19 protein-coding genes and 1 pseudogene are annotated in these 20,145 nt (G+C 41.2%); 16 read left to right on the top strand and 4 right to left on the bottom strand.

The window, feature by feature from the left end; all coding sequences use genetic code 11:
- Positions 1 to 40 precede the first annotated feature (40 nt).
- From trpE to trpA, 7 genes are read left to right on the top strand one after another with little or no spacing between them, the layout of a single operon-like run.
- Entirely contained in the window at positions 41 to 1,402 is a 1,362-nt protein-coding gene (gene trpE / locus QM450_RS08730) for an anthranilate synthase component I (protein ID WP_414320315.1), read from the top strand.
- Positions 1,399 to 1,965 (top strand): aminodeoxychorismate/anthranilate synthase component II, encoded by a 567-nt coding sequence (locus tag QM450_RS08725; RefSeq protein WP_281335315.1) that lies wholly within the window; start codon positions 1,399 to 1,401, stop codon positions 1,963 to 1,965. Before trpE ends, QM450_RS08725 begins: the two co-directional genes overlap by 4 nt.
- Positions 1,966 to 1,975: 10 nt before the next feature.
- Positions 1,976 to 2,980, top strand: a complete 1,005-nt coding sequence (gene trpD / locus QM450_RS08720; protein ID WP_414320314.1) for an anthranilate phosphoribosyltransferase — start codon at positions 1,976 to 1,978, stop codon at positions 2,978 to 2,980.
- The gene (gene trpC, locus QM450_RS08715; protein WP_414320313.1) at positions 2,977 to 3,744 is read left to right on the top strand and encodes an indole-3-glycerol phosphate synthase TrpC; all 768 of its coding nucleotides are present in this window, start codon (positions 2,977 to 2,979) and stop codon (positions 3,742 to 3,744) included. Before trpD ends, trpC begins: the two co-directional genes overlap by 4 nt.
- Positions 3,731 to 4,330, top strand: coding sequence for a phosphoribosylanthranilate isomerase (locus QM450_RS08710; protein ID WP_153225488.1), 600 nt, complete (start codon positions 3,731 to 3,733; stop codon positions 4,328 to 4,330). Before trpC ends, QM450_RS08710 begins: the two co-directional genes overlap by 14 nt.
- Positions 4,308 to 5,531 (top strand): tryptophan synthase subunit beta, encoded by a 1,224-nt coding sequence (trpB, locus tag QM450_RS08705; protein WP_414320312.1) that lies wholly within the window; start codon positions 4,308 to 4,310, stop codon positions 5,529 to 5,531. Before QM450_RS08710 ends, trpB begins: the two co-directional genes overlap by 23 nt.
- Positions 5,524 to 6,306 carry a tryptophan synthase subunit alpha gene (gene trpA / locus QM450_RS08700; RefSeq protein ID WP_414320311.1) on the top strand — a complete coding sequence of 261 codons (783 nt, stop codon included), beginning with the start codon at positions 5,524 to 5,526 and terminating at the stop codon, positions 6,304 to 6,306. Before trpB ends, trpA begins: the two co-directional genes overlap by 8 nt.
- On the opposite strand, the pseudogene QM450_RS08695 reads toward trpA, so the two are convergent.
- The 3 genes and pseudogenes from QM450_RS08695 to QM450_RS08685 all read right to left on the bottom strand — a co-directional run.
- Positions 6,275 to 6,400: pseudogene (locus tag QM450_RS08695) on the bottom strand (prepilin peptidase); the annotation flags it as partial. The gene trpA and the pseudogene QM450_RS08695 sit on opposite strands and share 32 nt — an antisense overlap.
- Before the next feature lie 122 nt (positions 6,401 to 6,522).
- Positions 6,523 to 7,254 (bottom strand): EcsC family protein, encoded by a 732-nt coding sequence (locus QM450_RS08690; protein WP_414320310.1) that lies wholly within the window; start codon positions 7,252 to 7,254, stop codon positions 6,523 to 6,525.
- A 52-nt stretch (positions 7,255 to 7,306) separates the two neighbouring features.
- A complete protein-coding gene (locus tag QM450_RS08685) occupies positions 7,307 to 7,963 on the bottom strand; it encodes a prepilin peptidase (protein ID WP_414320309.1) in 657 nt (218 codons plus the stop codon).
- Between the two features lie 70 nt (positions 7,964 to 8,033).
- Here QM450_RS08685 and QM450_RS08680 point away from each other — a divergent pair, with 70 nt between their 5' ends.
- From QM450_RS08680 to QM450_RS08655, 6 genes are all read left to right on the top strand, one after another.
- Positions 8,034 to 8,489: a GNAT family N-acetyltransferase gene (locus tag QM450_RS08680; RefSeq protein WP_414320308.1), complete on the top strand. Its 456-nt coding sequence runs from the start codon at positions 8,034 to 8,036 to the stop codon at positions 8,487 to 8,489.
- An 85-nt stretch (positions 8,490 to 8,574) separates the two neighbouring features.
- Complete coding sequence (gene truA / locus QM450_RS08675; protein ID WP_414320307.1) at positions 8,575 to 9,324, top strand: tRNA pseudouridine(38-40) synthase TruA; 750 nt, start codon at positions 8,575 to 8,577, stop codon at positions 9,322 to 9,324.
- Positions 9,314 to 10,087 carry a bifunctional hydroxymethylpyrimidine kinase/phosphomethylpyrimidine kinase gene (locus QM450_RS08670; protein WP_414320306.1) on the top strand — a complete coding sequence of 258 codons (774 nt, stop codon included), beginning with the start codon at positions 9,314 to 9,316 and terminating at the stop codon, positions 10,085 to 10,087. Before truA ends, QM450_RS08670 begins: the two co-directional genes overlap by 11 nt.
- Positions 10,065 to 10,526 carry an ECF transporter S component gene (locus QM450_RS08665; RefSeq protein WP_049529908.1) on the top strand — a complete coding sequence of 154 codons (462 nt, stop codon included), beginning with the start codon at positions 10,065 to 10,067 and terminating at the stop codon, positions 10,524 to 10,526. The genes QM450_RS08670 and QM450_RS08665 overlap by 23 nt, the downstream gene beginning before the upstream one ends.
- Positions 10,527 to 10,593: 67 nt before the next feature.
- Positions 10,594 to 10,818, top strand: coding sequence for a YqgQ family protein (locus tag QM450_RS08660; RefSeq protein ID WP_000646475.1), 225 nt, complete (start codon positions 10,594 to 10,596; stop codon positions 10,816 to 10,818).
- 5 nt (positions 10,819 to 10,823) lie between these two features.
- A complete protein-coding gene (locus QM450_RS08655) occupies positions 10,824 to 11,207 on the top strand; it encodes a rhodanese-like domain-containing protein (RefSeq protein ID WP_414320305.1) in 384 nt (127 codons plus the stop codon).
- A 180-nt stretch (positions 11,208 to 11,387) separates the two neighbouring features.
- Here the strand turns inward: QM450_RS08655 and QM450_RS08650 are convergent, their stop codons facing one another.
- Positions 11,388 to 12,113, bottom strand: a complete 726-nt coding sequence (locus tag QM450_RS08650) for a pseudouridine synthase (protein WP_414320304.1) — start codon at positions 12,111 to 12,113, stop codon at positions 11,388 to 11,390.
- A 161-nt stretch (positions 12,114 to 12,274) separates the two neighbouring features.
- On the opposite strand from QM450_RS08650, the gene typA reads away from it, so the two are divergent.
- The 3 genes from typA to QM450_RS08635 all read left to right on the top strand — a co-directional run bounded on the left by typA (position 12,275) and on the right by QM450_RS08635 (position 20,049).
- Positions 12,275 to 14,116: a translational GTPase TypA gene (gene typA / locus QM450_RS08645; protein ID WP_000164118.1), complete on the top strand. Its 1,842-nt coding sequence runs from the start codon at positions 12,275 to 12,277 to the stop codon at positions 14,114 to 14,116.
- Between the two features lie 19 nt (positions 14,117 to 14,135).
- Positions 14,136 to 14,381, top strand: coding sequence for a DUF3165 family protein (locus QM450_RS08640; RefSeq protein ID WP_045763157.1), 246 nt, complete (start codon positions 14,136 to 14,138; stop codon positions 14,379 to 14,381).
- Positions 14,382 to 14,748: 367 nt separating this feature from the next.
- Positions 14,749 to 20,049 (top strand): G5 domain-containing protein, encoded by a 5,301-nt coding sequence (locus QM450_RS08635; RefSeq protein ID WP_414320303.1) that lies wholly within the window; start codon positions 14,749 to 14,751, stop codon positions 20,047 to 20,049.
- The last annotated feature ends 96 nt before the right edge of the window (positions 20,050 to 20,145 follow it).

Genomic DNA, 20,145 nt, shown 5'->3' with positions numbered 1-20,145 from the left:
ATCACCACAGGATTTATGAAGAACTGAAAGGGAAAATACAATGGAACGAATCATTCATGGAGATGTTTTATCACCAATCTTGGCGTATATGCGTTTAAATGGACAACACAAGGTTATACTTGAAAGTATCCCAAGAGAAAAGGAAAATGCTCGATTTTCTATTTTGGCTTATAATCCAGTTTTTGAGATTAAGTTCGAAAATGGAGTTCTTTATCAAAATGGTCAGGTGATTGATCGTGATCCTTTGGATTTCCTTTATGAGGTGACTCATAAGAGCCAGCACCATTCAGATCTACCTTTTGGTGGTGGAGCTATCGGATTTGTTGGCTATGATATGATTTCTCTTTATGAAGAAATTGGTCAGCTTCCTGAGGATACGATTGGGACGCCAGATATGCATTTCTTCGTCTATGAGAGTTATATGGTTTTTGACCACAAGAAAGAAAAAATTCATATCATTGAGGATGCTCTCTACAGTAATCGTAGCAATGATGAACTAGAAGCGGCTTTGGATCAAGTTTTAGAGGAGTTAAAAATCCTTGCTCCAAATGAATTTGAAAATTTGGACCTTTCTCCACTTCAGTTTAGACCACATATTGCACCTCAGAAATTTGAAGAAATGGTAGAAACAGCTCGCGACTTGATTCGCAATGGAGATATGTTCCAATGTGTGCTTAGCCAGCGCTTCTCCGCAGAGGTAACTGGAAATCCTTTTGACTTTTACAGAAATCTTCGAGTGACCAATCCATCAAATTACCTCTACTTTTATGATTTTGGAAATTATCAAATCATCGGTGCCAGTCCTGAGAGCTTGGTTTCCGTCAAGAATGGTATCGTGATAACCAATCCAATTGCAGGTACGCGACCAAGAGGAACTACGGATGAAGAAGACAAGGCTTTGGCGACAGACCTGCTTTCGGATGAGAAGGAAACAGCAGAGCATCGAATGTTAGTAGACTTGGGCAGAAATGATATCGGTAGAATTTCTGAAACAGCAAGTGTCCAAGTCACCAAGTATATGGAAGTGGAGCTCTTCCGCTATGTCATGCATTTGACCAGCGTGGTTAAAGGACGTTTATTACCAGAATTAACTGCAATGGATGCCTTGAAGGTGACTCTTCCGGCAGGAACAGTATCGGGAGCACCAAAGATTCGGGCCATGAAACGCATCTATGAACTAGAAACAGAGAAGCGAGGCGTATATGCAGGAGCTATCGGTTACCTATCAGCAACTGGAGATATGGATTTCGCCATTGCAATTCGAACCATGATTCTTAAAAATAAAACAGCCTACGTACAGGCTGGTGCAGGAATTGTTTATGATTCCATCGCTCAGAACGAATACCAAGAAACGATTAACAAAGCTAAATCTATGACTAGAATGGGAGAACTAAGACCATGATTCTATTGATTGACAATTATGATTCATTTACCTATAATCTGGCTCAATATATCGGGAATTTCGCAGAAGTTCAGGTTTTGAGAAATGATAACCCAAACCTTTATGAAGAAGCTACAAAGGCAGATGGATTAGTTTTCTCTCCTGGCCCAGGCTGGCCAGCTGATGCTGGGAAGATGGAAGACATGATTCGTGATTTTGCAGGTAAGAAACCTATTCTAGGGATTTGTTTGGGGCACCAAGCCATTGCAGAAGTCTTTGGTGGTAAGTTAGGCTTGGCTCCTAAAGTTATGCACGGTAAACAAAGCCAGATTCGATTTGAGACTCCGTCAGTTATCTATCAAGGAATTGAGGACAATCGTCCAGTCATGCGTTACCACAGTATTTTAATTGAAGAGATGCCAGAAGAGTTTGAAGTGACAGCTCGCTCGACAGATGACCAAGCTATTATGGGTATTCAACACAAAACCTTGCCGATTTATGGCTTGCAGTATCATCCAGAAAGTATTGGAACGCCAGATGGTCTATCTTCTATTCAGAATTTTATCGAGAAAGTTGTAAAGTGAGGAACACAAAATGAGAGAAATTATTGAAAAATTAGCGAACTTTGAAGATCTATCAAGTGTTGAAATGACAGATGTTATCGAACGCATCGTGACAGGGCGAGTGACAGAAGCACAAATCGCTTCACTACTTTTAGCTCTTAAAATGAAGGGAGAAACACCTGAAGAAAGAACAGCCCTCGCTCAAGTCATGAGAGGACATGCTCAACACATTCCAACAAATATTCAAGATGCTATGGATAACTGTGGTACAGGTGGAGATAAGTCATTTAGCTTCAACATTTCTACAACTGCAGCCTTTGTCTTGGCAGGTGGAGGAATCCACATGGCCAAACATGGAAATCGCTCTATTTCTTCTAAATCTGGGTCAGCAGATGTCTTGCAAGCTTTGGGAATCAATATTGACCTCAAACCATCACAATTGGGTAAGGTGTTTGATCAAACAGGAATCGTCTTTCTCTTTGCCAAAAACATGCACCCAGCCATGAAATACATTATGCCAGCTCGTTTGGAATTGGGAATTCCAACCATCATGAATTTGACAGGACCGCTCATCCATCCAATGATTTTGGAAACACAGCTTCTAGGAATCAGTCGTCCTGAACTTCTGGAAAGTACTGCTCAGGTCTTGAAAAACATGGGTCGCAAACGTGCCATTGTAGTAGCTGGTCCAGAAGGATTGGATGAAGCTGGTTTGAATGGAACTACCAGCATTGCCCTTCTTGAAAATGGTGAAATTACTTTATCAACCTTTACTCCAGAAGATTTGGGAATGGAACGCATTGCTATTGAAGACATTCGTGGAGGAAATGCTCATGAGAATGCAGCCATTCTTGTCAGTGTTCTTAATAACGAACCAAGTCTATTCTTGGAAACAACAGTCTTAAATGCAGGTCTCGGATTCTACGCCAATGGGAAAGCAGACAGTATCAAGGACGGAGTTGAATTGGCACGTCAAGTGATTGCCAGTGGTAAGGCCCTTGAAAAACTCAGACTACTACAGGAGTACCAAAGATGAGTCAGGAATTTTTATCACGTATCCTAGAGCAAAAGGCGCGTGAAGTTGAAAAGATGGAGCGAGAGGAGCTTCAATCCTTGCGTCAAACTTATCGATTGAGTGAATATTTAAAAAATCACCAAGACCGTTTGCAAATCATTGCTGAGGTCAAAAAGGCAAGTCCAAGTCTAGGTGATATCAATCTTGATGTGGATATCGTAAAACAGGCCCAGACTTACGAGGCTAACGGAGCAGTTATGATTTCTGTTCTGACAGATGAAGTTTTCTTCAAAGGTCATTTGGAGTACCTTCGTGAGATTTCTAGTCAGGTACAGATCCCGACACTGAATAAGGATTTTATTATCGATGAAAAGCAAATCATCCGTGCTCGCAATGCAGGTGCGACCGTCATCTTGCTCATCGTAGCGGCCTTATCTGAAAAACGACTCAAGGAGCTTTATGACTACGCGACAGATCTTGGTCTAGAAGTTTTGGTGGAAACTCATAATCTTGCTGAACTGGAAGTGGCTCATAGACTTGGAGCTCAAATTATCGGTGTCAACAATCGCAACTTGACCACCTTTGAAGTCGACTTACAGACCAGTGTAGACTTGGCCAAATATTTCAAGGATGATTGCTTCTACATTTCCGAATCTGCTATTTTTACAGAGGAGGATGCAAAACGAGTAGCACCATACTTTAACGGAATTTTGGTGGGAACAGCTCTCATGCAAGCTGAAGATGTAGCCCAGAGAATCAAGGAGTTGCAGATTGACAAAGGTTAAGATTTGTGGACTATCGACCAAAGAAGCCGTAAAAACAACTGTGTCGGCTGGTGCAGACTACATTGGTTTTGTCTTTGCTCCTAGCAAAAGACAGGTGACCGTAGAACAAGCCATAGAGCTGGCTAAGTTTATTCCTAGCCATATTCAAAAAGTTGGAGTATTTGTTTCACCCAGTCGGGTAGAACTGTTAGAAGCGGTAGACAAAGTTGGTTTGGATTTTGTACAAGTTCACGGTCAGGTAGTAGATAAACTATTTGAAAATTTACCTTGTGGTAGCATTCAGGCTGTTCAGGTCGATGAAGGGGGGCATGTACCCAATTCTCAGGCAGATTATCTACTCTTTGATGCACCTGTCGCAGGAAGTGGTCAAACATTTGACTGGGGGCGACTGGATACGACAGAACTGGCCCAGCCTTTCTTCATCGCAGGCGGGCTAAATGAGGACAATGTAGCAAGAGCAATTCAGCATTTCTATCCCTTTGCAGTAGATGTATCAAGCGGAGTAGAAACAGACGGACAAAAAGATCATGAAAAGATTATAAGATTTATAGAGAGGGTAAAGAATGGCATATCAAGAACCAAATAAAGATGGATTTTACGGAAAATTCGGTGGACGCTTTGTCCCAGAAACATTGATGACAGCAGTATTGGAGTTAGAAGAGGCTTATCGTGAAAGTCAGGCAGATCCAAGTTTCCAAGAGGAGTTAAACCAACTTTTGCGCCAATATGTAGGTCGTGAAACACCTCTTTACTACGCAAAAAACTTGACCCAGCATATCGGCGGAGCCAAGATTTACCTTAAACGTGAAGACCTCAACCATACAGGCGCCCACAAGATTAACAATGCCTTAGGACAAGTTTTACTGGCTAAACGCATGGGCAAGAAGAAAATTATCGCTGAGACAGGTGCTGGTCAACACGGTGTGGCAACTGCAACAGCTGCAGCTCTCTTCAACATGGAATGTACTATCTACATGGGCGAGGAAGATGTCAAACGCCAAGCCCTCAATGTTTTCCGCATGGAGCTTTTAGGAGCTAAGGTAGAGGCTGTGACAGATGGTTCGCGCGTGCTCAAGGATGCAGTCAATGCAGCCCTTCGTTCTTGGGTGGCAAATATCGATGACACTCACTATATCCTTGGTTCTGCCTTAGGACCCCACCCTTTCCCAGAAATTGTGCGTGACTTCCAAAGTGTCATCGGACGCGAAGCTAAACAACAGTACCGTGACTTGACAGGGCAAGATTTGCCAGATGCCCTAGTAGCCTGTGTTGGTGGAGGTTCTAATGCTATCGGTCTCTTCCATCCATTTGTGGAAGATGAATCTGTAGCTATGTATGGAGCTGAAGCGGCAGGACTTGGTGTGGATACAGAGCATCACGCAGCTACCTTGACCAAGGGTCGCCCAGGAGTTCTTCACGGTTCTCTCATGGATGTTCTCCAAGATGCCCATGGACAAATCTTAGAAGCCTTCTCTATCTCAGCAGGTTTGGACTACCCAGGTATCGGTCCAGAACATTCTCATTACCACGATATCAAGCGTGCGACCTATGTTCCTGTGACAGATGAGGAAGCCTTGGAAGGATTCCAACTCTTGTCTCGTGTGGAAGGGATTATCCCAGCTTTGGAATCTAGTCACGCTATCGCTTTCGCAGTGAAATTGGCCAAAGAACTTGGTCCAGACAAGTCTATGATTGTCTGTCTATCGGGTCGCGGGGACAAGGATGTAGTTCAAGTCAAAGACCGTTTGGAAGCAGACGCAGCAAAGAAGGGAGAAACTCATGCCTAAGACCTTAACCGAAAAATTGACAACTCTTAAAGCAGCAAAAAAGGGAATTTTCGTTCCCTATATCATGGCTGGAGACCATGAAAAAGGTTTGGATGGACTAGCTGAAACAATCCACTTTTTAGAAGACTTGGGTGTGTCTGCCATTGAGATAGGAGTTCCCTTTTCAGACCCTGTTGCAGACGGTCCTGTTATCGAAGAAGCTGGTTTGCGTAGTCTAGCTAGTGGTACTTCTACACAGGCTCTAGTTGAAACTTTGAAGACTATTGAAACAGAAGTTCCACTTGTTATCATGACCTACTTTAACCCCCTCTTTCAGTACGGTATTGAGAAATTTGTCAAAGACCTTTCTGATACAGCGGTTAAGGGATTGATTATTCCAGACCTCCCTCATGAACATGCCAACTTTGTAGAGCCCTTCTTGGCAGGTACAGACATTGCTTTGATTCCACTTGTCAGCTTGACGACAGGAATTGAGCGACAAAAAGAGTTGATCAAGGGAGCAGAAGGCTTCGTCTATGCAGTTGCCATCAATGGGGTGACAGGGAAGTCAGGAAATTACCGTGCAGACTTGGATAAGCACTTGGCACAATTGCATCAAGTGGCTGACATTCCAGTCTTGACCGGTTTTGGTGTATCCACACAGTCTGATGTAGAACGCTTCAATGCTGTATCAGACGGTGTTATCGTTGGTTCCAAGATTGTTAAGGCTCTACATGAAGGACAAGTAGCAGAAATCGCTGATTTTATCCGAGAAGCAGTAGCTTACCAAAAATAATCACACAAGCAGCCAGTAAGAGGAAGGGCACGAAAGGAAGCCTTTCCTTTTTCTTTAGCAGGAGAAAGGCTATAATGCCAGTTGTGGAAGCAAATGAAAAATGATAGCCATTAGATAATTTGATGTATATAAAAAATAAAAAGCCCTCTTTGAGGGCAGGAATTTATGTTAATTCTATTCGATAAGTATGAAGATAATAAAAGAATATAAGATTTTTTATTGTATTTCATCCATATCAATAATTAAATCATCTCCAAGATTAATTCCATTAGGTGTAAAAATACTAAGTGCATGATTTGCAATAACTTGTGTGGAAACAGTATCAACTCCAGCCCCAATAAGTGCACCTGCAACAGGAATCATTTTTCCTAAATTTACTACTCCCTTTTCTCCGAATTTCGTGACCAATCTGAATCCAACTGCACGATTAATTTTAGTGAGAATTTCTCTTGGTAGTTTCTTTATCATACCATGTATTAGCTTCTCAGCAACAACAATTCCAGCTTTCTTTGCAATATCAGCTACAGTAGTTCCTGTAAGTGCTGCATATACAAAAGTCTGGACCTGATCACTTTTTAAGTCATATCCACGCATATAAGCAATGGTGGCAATCATTCTCATTTGAACTAAAATTACGGATGTCACATTTGCAGGGATAGTTACTGGTAAAGTTAAAAAACCTCCGAATCCCGTCACAAAGCCAGAAATCGCTGCTTTACTAGTTTGAAAAGCAATCATTTTTGAAATAGCAGTGTCAACATCATCATTCTTAAGATAATCATCTGCTAATTCTTGGATTGTTTTCTGTCCAGGAACCCCATTAATAGTTGTATCGTAAGCCCAATCAAGGACTTGCATCATAGAATTTTCATCAATTTTTGGAATCTCTAAATTTGGAATCTCAATTTTTGGCAGTTCAAAATTGAGATTTGGAAACTCAAATTTCATATTTATATCTCCTATTTTTTACTATATCTAGTATACTATTTTGTAATAATATTTACAATATCAACTTACCAAAAATAATCACACAAGCAGCAAGCAAGAGGAAGGGCACAAAAGGAAGTCTTTCCTTTTTCTTTAGTAGGAGAAAGGCTAGAATGCCAGTTGTGGAAGCAAATTGAATTAAAATCAGAATTTCTGTAAGTGTAAAGACGAGTGCACAAGAGGCTAGAAAGAGAAAATCACCTGCTCCTATGCGAATATCGATGAAATGAGCAATGATTCCAAGAATCAAGAAGAAAGCCATGGCCAGATTCCAATTACAGCAAGCCATGAGGATTAAGTGAAAAATTAGCCAGACGATCAAGGGATATTCTTGATGACGAAGGTCATAGATGCTTAAAGTCAAGCCAGTGGTGATCAATATGATTTGCCCCAACGTTAAAAAACTGCAAGAAAAAGCTAGAAAGAGCAGTCCTAAGCACAACTCAAAGAGGGCATACCAAACAGGATAGCGAGCCTTGCAATAGCGACAGCGAGAGCGATTGAATATCTGGGACACAATCGGAATCAAATCCAGTGGTCTCAAACGAGTCTGACAAGAATCACAGTGGCTAGCAGGAAAAACTATGGATTGTTCAGGGAAGCGATCGATGACTAAGCCTAGAAAGGAAGCAAGAATCGTTCCAACAAGAAAAAAATAAAGATGAATCATACTTATTTATTCGGAAAAAATAAGAGAAAGAGTATAATAGTTGGATATAGGAGAAGTTTTAGGAACAAATATGAAAATTCACTTTGAAAAAGGACTTCAGTCAGGAAATGCCCAACTCATTTGTCAGTGGTCTAATGTTTTGGGAGAAAGTTTTCAGAAGCAATGGATGGGGCCAAAGATTTCTTATCCCTTGATTGCCCAATCCTTGCAAAAGATGGAAGGGATTTTTTCCATTTTTGTTGGAGAAGAGTTTGTAGGCATCATCCAGAAAATCAAATTAGAAGATAAAAATCTTCATATTGGAAGATTTCTCATAGCTCCACAGAAGCAGGGAAAAGGATTAGGTCGAAAAACTTTCCAGTACTTTCTTCAAGAAATGTTTGAAAATGAAGAAATAGAAAGTATTTCCCTAACGGTTTTTGAGTCAAATCAAACAGCCAAAAATCTCTATCAAAAAGAGGGATTTGAAATCGTTCAAACCATTGAAGTTCCAGAACGTAAATACATAATGAGAAAATCTAGGTAAGAACTAAATTACACTAGAAACTGTCCCCTTACAATTTTTAATTCTCAAACTTGTTGCAGAGAAATTTTCTTGATAAAATAGATACATGACTAGATATAAAGCTATAATTTCTTATGATGGCTACGCTTTTGCTGGTTTTCAGCGGCAACCTCATGCGCGTAGTGTTCAGGAGGAAATTGAAAAAACTTTAACCAAATTAAATAAAGGACAAGCTATTACCATTCATGGCGCTGGGCGAACGGATAGTGGTGTTCATGCATTAGGTCAGGTCATCCACTTTGATCTTCCCTATCAGATGGATGAGGAGAAACTTCGCTTTGCTCTCGATACCCAAAGTCCTGAAGATATTGATGTGATTTCGATTGAGATTGTGGCTGACGATTTTCATTGTCGTTATGCCAAGCATAGCAAGACCTACGAGTTTATCGTAGATAGAGGACGTCCTAAAAATCCTATGCGCCGCCATTATGCGACGCATTATCCCTATCCACTAGATGTGGAGCTGATGCAGCTTGCTGTAAAAAAACTAGAGGGAACACATGACTTTACTGGTTTTACAGCCTCAGGAACTAGTGTGGAAGACAAGGTAAGAACGATCACGGAAGCTAGTCTTAGGGTTGATGAAACAGGGCAGTTCTTGACCTTTACCTTCTCAGGCAATGGTTTCCTCTATAAGCAGATTCGAAATATGGTTGGAACCCTGCTTAAAATTGGTAACAATCGTATGCCGATTGAACAGATTGACCTCATCTTGGAGAAAAAAGACAGACAGTTGGCAGGTCCAACTGCAGCGCCTAATGGTTTGTATTTAAAGGAGATTCGTTATGAAGAATAATCGTATTTTAGCACTTTCAGGAAATGATATTTTTAGTGGTGGTGGATTGGCAGCTGACCTTGCCACCTATACTTTGAATGGTTTGCATGGATTTGTAGCCATGACCTGCTTGACTGCTTTGACAGAAAATGGTTTTGAGGTCTTTCCGACGGATGAGACTATTTTCCAACAACAGTTGGATAGCCTGAAAAGTGTAGACTTTGGAGGGATTAAGATTGGTCTCTTGCCGACAGTCGGTGTTGCTGAAAAGGCATTGAATTTCATTAAGGAAAGATCAGGAGTTCCAGTAGTCTTGGACCCTGTATTGGTTTGTAAGGAAACGCACGACGTTGCAGTCAGTGAGCTCTGTCAAGAGTTGATTCGCTTTTTCCCTTATGTATCAGTGATTACTCCGAATCTTCCTGAGGCAGAGTTGCTTGCAGGCCAAAAGATTGAAAGTCTGGAAGATATGAAGGCTGCAGCGCAGAAATTACATGACTTGGGTGCACCAGCAGTGATTATCAAGGGTGGAAATCGCCTCAGTCAGGATAAGGCTGTGGATGTCTTTTATGATGGGGAGAATTTCACTATTCTTGAAAATCCAGTTATCCAAGGACAAAATGCTGGTGCAGGATGTACCTTTGCATCAAGTATTGCTAGTCAGTTAGTAAAGGGAGAGGAACTATTACCAGCAATTGAAACTTCCAAAGCCTTTGTTTACCGTGCCATTGCACAAGCAGATCAATATGGAGTGAGACAGTATGAAGCAAACCAAAACAACTAAAATTGCCCTAGTATCTATCTTAGCAGCCAGTTCTGTCGTATTGGGGTATTTTATAAAAATCCCAACACCAACTGGATTTCTAACACTTTTGGACGTTGGAGTCTTCTTCACAGCCTTTTACTTTGGAAGCCGTGAAGGAGCCGTTGTCGGGGGGTTAGCAGGATTTCTCATTGATCTCATTTCAGGCTACCCTCAGTGGATGATTTTTAGCTTAATCAATCATGGTTTACAAGGCTATTTTGCAGGCTTTAAAGGGAAATGGCAATGGTTAGGATTAGTCTTGGCGACTCTATTCATGGTAGCTGGTTATGCCTTGGCATCAGCTTGGATGAATGGTTGGGGAGCAGCTATTCCAGAAATCATCCCAAATCTCATGCAAAATGTTGTTGGAATGACTCTAGGATTTCTTCTTTGTCATAGTGTAAAGAAATTCAGATAATAGTGAAAAAGGAAACCTACCCCGAACTATTAGGGAACTATTGAAAAAACTCTGATTATTTGCTACAATGAAAGCTATGAAAACACTCTACGATGTGCAACAATTTCTCAAACAGTTCGGTATCATTGTCTATATGGGAAAACGTCTCTATGACATTGAATTGATGAAGATCGAGCTATCTCGAATCTATGATGCAGGCTTGATGGACAAGCTGGATTATCTTGAAGCGGAGGCTGTTCTTCGCAGAGAGCACAAACTAGAATTAGACTATTTAGAAAAAAATGGAGATTAAGTAATATGGTAACTTGGGTATTATGGGGACTTATTATAGCGATGTTGGCTTGGATGGGATATAACTATCTTCGCATTCGTCGTGCAGCGAAAATTGTAGACAATGCAGAGTTTGAGTCTTTGATTCGTACAGGTCAGTTGATTGATTTGCGTGATCCAGCTGATTTTCATAGAAAACATATCCTCGGAGCTCGTAATATCCCTTCAAATCAATTGAAGACAAGTCTGGCAGCTCTTCGCAAGGATAAACCTGTCCTTCTCTATGAAAACCAACGTGCTCAACGTGTCACAAATGCAGCACTTTTCTTGAAAAAACAAGGTTTCTCAGAAATCTATATCCTCTCTTACGGATTGGATTCTTGGACAGGGAAAGTAAAAGTTGGAAAATAAGAAATGGCGGTGGGACAGAAATCGATAGACAAAGTCTCGATTTCGTAGTCCCAGCCTCGCGAGGATGATTAGGAGCTTTTTGGAGTCTAAAAGACGAACAAAAAGTTCAATCAGCAACCGCGTCAAAGTTTGATTGCTAATAAAAAGTGAGGTCGGGATCTTTTGTCCAAACCTCATTTTTTAACCACTTTTTCTAAGAAAGTCAAGAATGATTGCCAATTCTTGTGAGTTTAGATGTCGATAGTCGCCTTCTTGGAGATTGTCATCAAGACTCCAAGGGCCAAAATGGATGCGTTTGAGAGCAGTGACCTTGACACCGACTGTGAGGAACATTTTTTTGACCTGATGAAACTTTCCTTCAGAGATGGTAATGGTAGCTTGGCTGAGACAAGGGCTTGAGGATAAAATCTCAAGTTGAGCAGGTTTACAAACAGTTCCATCAAGAAAAACAATCCCATCTTTAAACTCTTGAATATGGTCGGAAGTTAGTGGCCCATTGACCTCTACTTGGTAAGTTTTATTGACATGATATTGAGGATGGAGGAGTTGAAAACCTAGAGGTCCATTATCCGTTAAGAGAAGGAGCCCCGTCGTATCTCGATCCAGACGACCGATGGCGTAGAGTTGCTCTGACTGGAGATGCTGAGGAAGGAGGTCCATGACCGTTTGGAGTTTCTTATCCTTGCTTGCAGTCACGACTCCATTTGGCTTATGGAGCATGAGATAGGTGTGTTCATATCCTTGGATTTTTCTATATTTGAAAATCAGCTCTTGCAACCCTGTATCAACATTCTGTGCAAGGGAACGCGCAAGGTGTCCATCTACAAAGATTTCTTTTTTCAGAAGAGCTTGTTTCATGGCCTTACGGCTGATTTTTTCCTGGGCTAATAATTTATCTAAACGCATACCAGCTTATCTTATCACAAGTCGGAATTTTTGAAAAGAAAAGAGAAGGAATGAATTTTCTTTTGAAAACATTTACACTTACTTGAATTAAGTCATTTGCTTAAAATTGTGGTATAATCGTTCAGTTAGAAAATAAATTTTTGAATACAATAGAGGAAATCATGACAAAATTAAGAGAAGATATCCGTAATATCGCGATTATCGCCCACGTCGACCACGGTAAAACTACCCTCGTTGACGAATTATTGAAACAATCTGAAACTCTTGACGCGCGTACAGAGTTAGCTGAGCGTGCAATGGACTCAAACGATATTGAAAAAGAGCGTGGAATCACGATTCTTGCGAAAAATACAGCAGTTGCCTACAACGGAACTCGTATCAACATCATGGACACACCAGGACACGCGGACTTCGGTGGAGAAGTTGAGCGTATCATGAAAATGGTTGACGGTGTTGTTTTGGTCGTAGATGCCTACGAAGGAACTATGCCACAGACTCGTTTCGTATTGAAAAAAGCTTTGGAACAAGACCTTGTGCCTATCGTTGTGGTTAACAAAATTGATAAGCCATCAGCTCGTCCAGCAGAGGTAGTAGATGAAGTCTTGGAACTTTTCATCGAGCTTGGTGCGGATGATGACCAGCTTGACTTCCCAGTTGTTTATGCGTCAGCGATCAACGGAACTTCTTCATTGTCAGATGATCCAGCAGATCAAGAAAAGACTATGGCGCCAATCTTTGACACCATTATCGACCACATCCCAGCTCCAGTTGATAACTCAGATGAGCCACTTCAATTCCAAGTGTCACTTCTTGACTACAACGACTTCGTAGGTCGTATCGGTATCGGACGTGTCTTCCGTGGTAGTGTAAAGGTTGGGGACCAAGTTACCCTTTCTAAATTGGATGGTACAACTAAGAACTTCCGTGTCACAAAACTCTTTGGTTTCTTTGGTTTGGAACGTCGTGAAATTCAAGAAGCTAAAGCAGGTGACTTGATTGCCGTATCAGGTATGGAAGATATCTTCGTTGGTGAAACTATTACTCCAACAGATGCAGTTGAAGCTCTTCCAGTTCTTCACATCGATGAGCCAACACTTCAAATGACCTTCTTGGTCAACAACTCACCATTTGCTGGTAAAGAAGGTAAATGGGTCACTTCTCGTAAGGTAGAAGAACGCTTGCAGGCGGAATTGCAAACAGACGTTTCCCTTCGTGTTGACCCAACTGACTCACCAGATAAATGGACGGTTTCAGGACGCGGAGAATTACACTTGTCAATCCTTATCGAAACAATGCGTCGTGAGGGTTATGAGCTTCAAGTATCTCGTCCAGAAGTTATCGTAAAAGAAATCGATGGTGTTAAATGTGAGCCATTTGAACGTGTTCAAATCGACACACCAGAAGAGTACCAAGGATCTGTTATCCAAAGTCTTTCTGAACGTAAAGGTGAAATGTTGGATATGATTTCAACTGGTAATGGTCAAACTCGTTTGGTCTTCCTAGTTCCAGCCCGTGGTTTGATTGGATACTCAACTGAGTTCTTGTCAATGACTCGTGGTTACGGTATCATGAACCATACCTTCGACCAATACTTGCCATTGATTCCAGGTGAAATCGGTGGACGTCACCGTGGTGCCCTTGTTTCTATCGATACTGGTAAGGCAACAACCTACTCTATCATGTCTATCGAAGAACGTGGAACAATCTTTGTTAACCCAGGAACTGAAGTTTACGAAGGTATGATTATCGGTGAAAATTCTCGTGAAAATGACCTGACTGTTAACATCACGAAAGCAAAACAAATGACTAACGTTCGTTCAGCAACTAAGGACCAAACAGCGGTTATCAAGACTCCTCGTATCTTGACTCTTGAAGAATCACTTGAGTTCTTGAACGATGATGAATACATGGAAGTAACACCAGAATCAATCCGTTTGCGTAAACAAATCCTCAACAAGGCAGAGCGTGAGAAAGCAAACAAAAAGAAAAAATCAGCTGAATAAGAGCTAGAAAGAGCAGAAAATGGTCTATTTAATCATAGGGATTTTATTACTCTTACTCTATATATTTGCGACACCTCAAAGTATCAAGGGAACGGTTAATATTGTAATTCTTGTTTTTGGTCTCGTTTCCCTCGTGATTTTACTTATGTTGTCCATCCTGCAAATCTTTCAGCTACCAACAGAATTCTTTATTACAGTAGCCATGTTGGTCCTTACGTATTTTAGTTTGCGAGATATATCTTTAATGTCGGTGAAAAAGAGATAGGTATGTGGCTTTGGAGTTCTATTAGGATTCGGTAAATATTTTGATAAAACATAACTACCACAAGTGAAGTCAGTAAAACTGAGTTTACTTGTGGTTTTTACTTTGTAGAATCTAGAAATTTAGGCTCTTTAAGCTTCATCGGCCTCCTACTTTCATTCACTAGATTTTTATTAAGTAGCAGATAATAGAAGAACTTCTGGGAGGAAATTACGTTCTTACTGTGAATGTTTACAAAGAATAAGGATACTTTTCTTTCAAAATTAGATAAAGAAGTTAGATATGGCAATTTTGTTATTCAAATCCTTTGTAGACGTTTACTATTTTTGATATACTGTGATAAGGAATAGATACGAAATTGGAGTTTATCATGAAACAACATCATTTTAAAGCAAAACAACGCTTTTCTTTGAGAAAGTATGCAGTAGGAACTTGTTCCGTCTTATTGGGAACGAGTTTGTTTTTTGTAGGCACAGGTGGAAATGCCGTGCTTGCAGAGGAAAGGATTCCTCAGCTAGTGTCACACTATGTGGAAGATAAAGATCTTCCTGAATCTTTGAAGGCTGAACTACGTTGGTTTGAAGAGAATGCTATCCAAGTGGAGGAAGGTAAGGATTATTACTTCGTCTACCGTAAGTCTGCTACTAAGTTACCTGATACTGGCTTGTTTTCAAATGCCATTCTGCCTGTGCTAGGTACAGGAATCTTGCTGGTTTCACTCACTCTCATTAAAAAGAGAAAGGGAGCCTCTCTCTTTCTAGTGACAGTTTTGGCTGTAGGTGGGACTGCACTATCAGTTTCTGCCTTGGAGAACTTAGTAGAGCTTCGTCCAGCTCTTGTCAAAACAGTTGCAGGAGAATTTTTGCCAAGTCCAGAAAAGATTGAGGGTTATGAATTTACAGGCTATTATTTTGTAAGCGGGAATGGAGAAATTTCTAGAAATGAAAATACAAAACCTCATTCTCCACAAGCAGATAAGGTAGAATCCACCTCAATTCCAAGTGAAGGTGTCCCAAGTTTAGAAGAGGTGAAGCCAGAGCTTGAAGTTGCGACAGAGACCATCGCCTATGACACTCTTTATCAGGACGATCCAGACTTGCTTAAGGGTCAAACTCGTGTCATCAGAGCAGGCCTAGCAGGCGAGCGCACTATTTTAACGGAAGTGACGACTGTAGATGGCAAGGAAGTCCGCCAAGTCAAATCCAACACTGTAACCTTGGCGCCAGTTACCGAAATCATCGCAGTAGGCACTAAGGTAGAATCCACCTCAACCCCAAGCGAAGGCACTCCAAGCTTGGTCGAGGTGAAACCAGAGCTTGAAGTAACGACAGAAGCCGTTGCTTATGATACTATTCATCAAGACGATCCAGACTTACTTAAGGGTCAAACTCGTGTTGTTCGAGCAGGAGTAGCTGGAGAGCGCACTATTTTGACGGAAGTCACAAGAATTGACGGTCAGGAAGACCGCCAAGTCAAATCCAATACTGTGACCATAGAACCAGTTACCGAAATTATAGCAGTAGGCACTAAGGTAGAATCCACCTCAATTCCAAGTGAAGGTGTTCCAAGTTTAGAAGAGGTGATGTCAGAGCTTGAAGTAACGACAGAAGCCATTGCTTATGATACTATTCATCAAGACGATCCAGACTTACTCAAGGGGCAAACCCGCCTTATCCAAGCAGGCGTAGCAGGTGAGCGCACGATCTTAACGGAAGTGACGACTGTGGATGGCAAGGAAGACCGCCAAATAAAATCCAACACTGTAACCTTAGAACCAGTTTCTGAAATCATAGCAGTAGGCACTAAGGTAGAATCCACTTCAATTCCAAGTGAAGGTACTCCAAGTTTGGAAGAGGTGAAACCAGAGCTAGAGGTTACAACAGAAGCCGTTGCCTATGACACTATTCATCAGGACGATCCGGACTTGCTTAAGGGTCAAACCCGTGTCATTCAAGCAGGGGTCGCAGGTGAGCGTACAATCTTAACTGAGGTGACGACTGTAGATGGCAAGGAAGCCCGCCAAGTCAAATCAAATAGTGTAACCCTAGAACCAGTTACCGAGATCATAGCAGTAGGTACTAAGGTAGAATCTACCTCAATTCCAAGCGAAGGTACTCCGAGCTTGGTCGAGGTGAAGCCAGAGCTTGAAGTAACGACAGAAGCCATTGTCTATGACACTGTTTATCAGGACGATCCAGACTTACTCAAGGGTCAAACCCGCCTTATCCAAGCAGGCGTAGCAGGTGAGCGCACGATCTTAACGGAAGTGACGACTGTGGATGGCAAGGAAGACCGCCAAGTCAAATCCAATACTGTAACCTTGGAGCCAGTTTCAGAAATCATAGCAGTAGGCACTAAGGTAGAATCCACTTCAATTCCAAGCGAAGGTACACCAAGCTTGGTCGAGGTGAAACCAGAGCTTGAAGTAACGACAGAAGCCGTTGCTTATGATACTATTCATCAAGACGATCCAGACTTACTCAAGGGGCAACCCCGCCTTATCCGATCAGGCGTCGCAGGTGAGCGCACGATCTTAACGGAAGTGACGACTGTGGATGGCAAAGAAGACCGCCAAGTCAAATCCAACACTGTAACTGTGGATTCAATTTCCGAAATTATAGCAGTAGGTACTAAGGTAGAGTCGGCGCCAGTTCCAGAACCTAAGATTGATACCCAAACAATCCCATATAAAACAATCTATCAAGCAGATGATAGCCAAGAGATCGGTTCTAGAAAAACGAAAATTCATGGGGTCAATGGAAAAGTAGAAACCACTACACGATATACAAGAGATCAAACCAGTGGTCAGATTACAGAGGCTAGTATATCAAAAACTCTGGTGGAAAAGGTAGATGAGGTTGTTCTAGTTGGTACCAAACCAAGTGTGGAAACGAAGGTTATCGCTAATAAAACGATATATGAAGCGGACCCAACACTTCCTTATCAAACAGAAAAAGTTGCTGTTTCCGGTAAGGAAGGAAGCGAAAAAACGACTACCACCTACCAAGTAGATACTCAGACAGGTCAGGTTACAGAAAGAGATCACCAAAAAGAAGTAACAGTTCCGATTGATAAAGTTATGAAAGTCGGAAATGTCGAAATCGTCGTGACACCAATTCCAATCAAGGAGGAACGCCGTCAGGATCCAAGACTTGATAAGGACTTTGAAAAAGTAGAAAGTCAGGGAGAGCCTGGGGAGACAACCACTACCAGAGTTTATGAAGTGAATCCTCAAACAGGTGAAATGCTATCACACACGGAAACAAGTACTGTGACAAAAACAATGAAACCAAATGTCATCTTGGTGGGAACCAAAGAAAACAAACCACATCTTCTTCCAGTGAATACGGAGTTAGAAAATGCTATCGATGTACGACCTGCTAGCCAAGGAATGAAGGCTGTGGATTTGCTTTCCAATGCTTACGTGACAAATGCCCTCAGGCCAAATATTCTGGGGCGAGATGTGATTAGTAAGAAGATTGAACTTAAAAAGACAAATCCTACTATTACAGATGAAGAGGTTAAAGAAGTCCTTCGCAAAGAATATCTAGAGAGATTATCTATTAAAGACGCGCTTGAAGAAACGAAAAAGACCATAGATACAGACCTTAAAAAAATTGTAGCTCATAGCTTGAGTGTGCTCGGAAACACAGCAGAAACCAGAGCTAAGGTTCAGGCAGATCTAGAAGCTAATAAGGAAAAAATTCTCCTAGGTTTAACCTATATCAATCGTTTCTACAATATTGACTTTGGCAAGACCAACATCCGTGATATTCTTGCCTACAATCCAAGCTCTTTTGGTAAGAAGGTGACATCACTAGAGTGGCTAACATCTCTGGGTTCAATGAGTTATGATGAGATGAAGCTAATCAATAGTCCACGAACATTTGAAAAATACTTTGGAAAGGTAACCGATAAGTCAACTCTATTAGACTTTCTTGACTATAACCGAACTACCTTTACAAGTATGGATGGCGATACTTGGTTGAAGGATGCTACAAAAGCCATCGTTGTTGAGAAACAATCTAAAGAAAAAACAGATGAAAATGTCAGTCTCTACACGAAGTTGACCTCTGATCCTGCCAAGTACGGGGCAGAACCTCAACAGATTGATAATCGCAAACAATATAATATGTCTACCCTTCTAGGTCTAGTAAACATCAAGGAACCAAGTATTTATGCCATTACAAATATGGCAACCGTTTCTTACGGAAATATCGGAACTTATATGGATACTTCACTAGCTCAGAGCAATCCTACTCAATATAAGGCTGAATTGGAAAAAGTGAAGGCTTTGGTTGAATTGACAGCTGAGCGTCAGGCTGCTTATGTTGATACGCTTTATAGAATCACTAAAAAAGACAATCAATCAAAACTAGTAACCAACCGTTTGATTGTGGATACTATGAAAAAGTATACTAGCAAGCAAAATGCAGGCATCAAGGAAACCTGGTCTAAGGAGTTTGGTCCAGAGGCGGATAAGGGAGTCAAGGACTTCATGTCTCCGCTAGGCATGTATTCTCCGCCTCAATCAGTAGGTGCTGAGGCAAATGGTGCTGGTGTGCGTTACTTTATTGATAGGGTCTTGGACGATCGAGGGTCAGCGACTTACTCTCATGAAATGACTCACTTGTTGGATCGCACAGTCCTCTTTAACAATTATGGTCGACGAGATGGTACTGGGGCAGAATTCTATGCACGTGGAATCTTTGAAAATTCCTACACTCCGGAAATGGATAGCTACTTTAACTTGAACTTTGTCTATGACGAGAGTGACAAAGACAGTTTCTACAACAAGACACCTGAGCGCTTTAAATCAGCCGCAGATTTGAAAGAATATATGCATGGTAGTTTCGATGTTCTCTATACTTTAGATTATCTAGAAGCTGAGGCAAGTCGAGGATTGTCAGCTGCGGATAAGGCAGTCTACTTCAAGCAACTCTTGCCGAGTGCGACAAGTGGTTCAAGAACTCCTGTTTCTTATCCAAATCCATCTGTCAAACCAAGCCACCAGAGCGAGGAAATCAAGGTCTTGACCGAGGCAGATGCTAGCAAGCTAGGCGATATTCATAGTTTGATTGACAATCATATCGTGGTAAATCGCTATATCATTAAAGGATTCACGGCTACAGGGAAAGTAGATGCCAATGGTTATTATACCGTTGATATGTTTGATACGATTTATGGTGTCAACGAAAATGATAAGGGGATGAGTGGTGATATCAGCTTTAGAAAACAAGCCTTTGAACTCATGGCAGCTCTTGGCTATTACGAAGGTTTCGTTCCTTATGTCTCTAATCAGTACAAGCAAAATGCTGAAAAAGAGAATCGTCCCTTGTCAGACCAATACATCTTTAAAAAGATCTTAACTGGTAAGACCTATGCCCAATTCAAGAAGGAACAAATGGATGAACGGATCGCGAATATCAGTAAATTAAAACCGATTACCATTGACTATAAAGGTAAGCAAGAAGTGATTTCCAGTCCTGAAAGAATGAAGCAATTGATGGAAGAAGCGGTAAAAGAAGAACTTGCTCAGATTAAAGCAGGAAATATCAGCCAAAAACAATACCGTTTCATTGAAACTCCTGTTCAGAAATTGAAAAAAGCTATATATAAAGCCTACCTCAAAGAATCAAATGAGTTTAGAAATTCCATCTATACTTCTTAAGGAAAAGATAAGTCTATCATTAGGAGTTCATAGCAATTTTGCTACTTAGTAAGATTAACTAGTTAGCTAGGTTCGAGACAGAGAAACACCTTTTGA

Source organism: Streptococcus infantis (assembly GCF_047464615.1).
GTDB classification, from domain to species: Bacteria; Bacillota; Bacilli; order Lactobacillales; family Streptococcaceae; genus Streptococcus; species Streptococcus infantis_Y.
This window is presented reverse-complemented; position numbering and strand designations above follow the sequence as displayed.

Excerpts from the sequence above, each read along its gene's own strand:
- trpE (WP_414320315.1), top strand. The coding sequence starts at position 41 with ATGGAACGAATCATTCATGGAGATGTTTTATCACCAATCTTGGCGTAT.
- QM450_RS08725 (WP_281335315.1), top strand. The coding sequence starts at position 1,399 with ATGATTCTATTGATTGACAATTATGATTCATTTACCTATAATCTGGCT.
- trpD (WP_414320314.1), top strand. The coding sequence starts at position 1,976 with ATGAGAGAAATTATTGAAAAATTAGCGAACTTTGAAGATCTATCAAGT.
- trpC (WP_414320313.1), top strand. The coding sequence starts at position 2,977 with ATGAGTCAGGAATTTTTATCACGTATCCTAGAGCAAAAGGCGCGTGAA.
- trpB (WP_414320312.1), top strand. The coding sequence starts at position 4,308 with ATGGCATATCAAGAACCAAATAAAGATGGATTTTACGGAAAATTCGGT.
- trpA (WP_414320311.1), top strand. The coding sequence starts at position 5,524 with ATGCCTAAGACCTTAACCGAAAAATTGACAACTCTTAAAGCAGCAAAA.
- QM450_RS08690 (WP_414320310.1), bottom strand. The coding sequence starts at position 7,254 with ATGAAATTTGAGTTTCCAAATCTCAATTTTGAACTGCCAAAAATTGAG.
- QM450_RS08685 (WP_414320309.1), bottom strand. The coding sequence starts at position 7,963 with ATGATTCATCTTTATTTTTTTCTTGTTGGAACGATTCTTGCTTCCTTT.
- QM450_RS08680 (WP_414320308.1), top strand. The coding sequence starts at position 8,034 with ATGAAAATTCACTTTGAAAAAGGACTTCAGTCAGGAAATGCCCAACTC.
- truA (WP_414320307.1), top strand. The coding sequence starts at position 8,575 with ATGACTAGATATAAAGCTATAATTTCTTATGATGGCTACGCTTTTGCT.
- QM450_RS08670 (WP_414320306.1), top strand. The coding sequence starts at position 9,314 with ATGAAGAATAATCGTATTTTAGCACTTTCAGGAAATGATATTTTTAGT.
- QM450_RS08665 (WP_049529908.1), top strand. The coding sequence starts at position 10,065 with ATGAAGCAAACCAAAACAACTAAAATTGCCCTAGTATCTATCTTAGCA.
- QM450_RS08660 (WP_000646475.1), top strand. The coding sequence starts at position 10,594 with ATGAAAGCTATGAAAACACTCTACGATGTGCAACAATTTCTCAAACAG.
- QM450_RS08655 (WP_414320305.1), top strand. The coding sequence starts at position 10,824 with ATGGTAACTTGGGTATTATGGGGACTTATTATAGCGATGTTGGCTTGG.
- QM450_RS08650 (WP_414320304.1), bottom strand. The coding sequence starts at position 12,113 with ATGCGTTTAGATAAATTATTAGCCCAGGAAAAAATCAGCCGTAAGGCC.
- typA (WP_000164118.1), top strand. The coding sequence starts at position 12,275 with ATGACAAAATTAAGAGAAGATATCCGTAATATCGCGATTATCGCCCAC.
- QM450_RS08640 (WP_045763157.1), top strand. The coding sequence starts at position 14,136 with ATGGTCTATTTAATCATAGGGATTTTATTACTCTTACTCTATATATTT.
- QM450_RS08635 (WP_414320303.1), top strand. The coding sequence starts at position 14,749 with ATGAAACAACATCATTTTAAAGCAAAACAACGCTTTTCTTTGAGAAAG.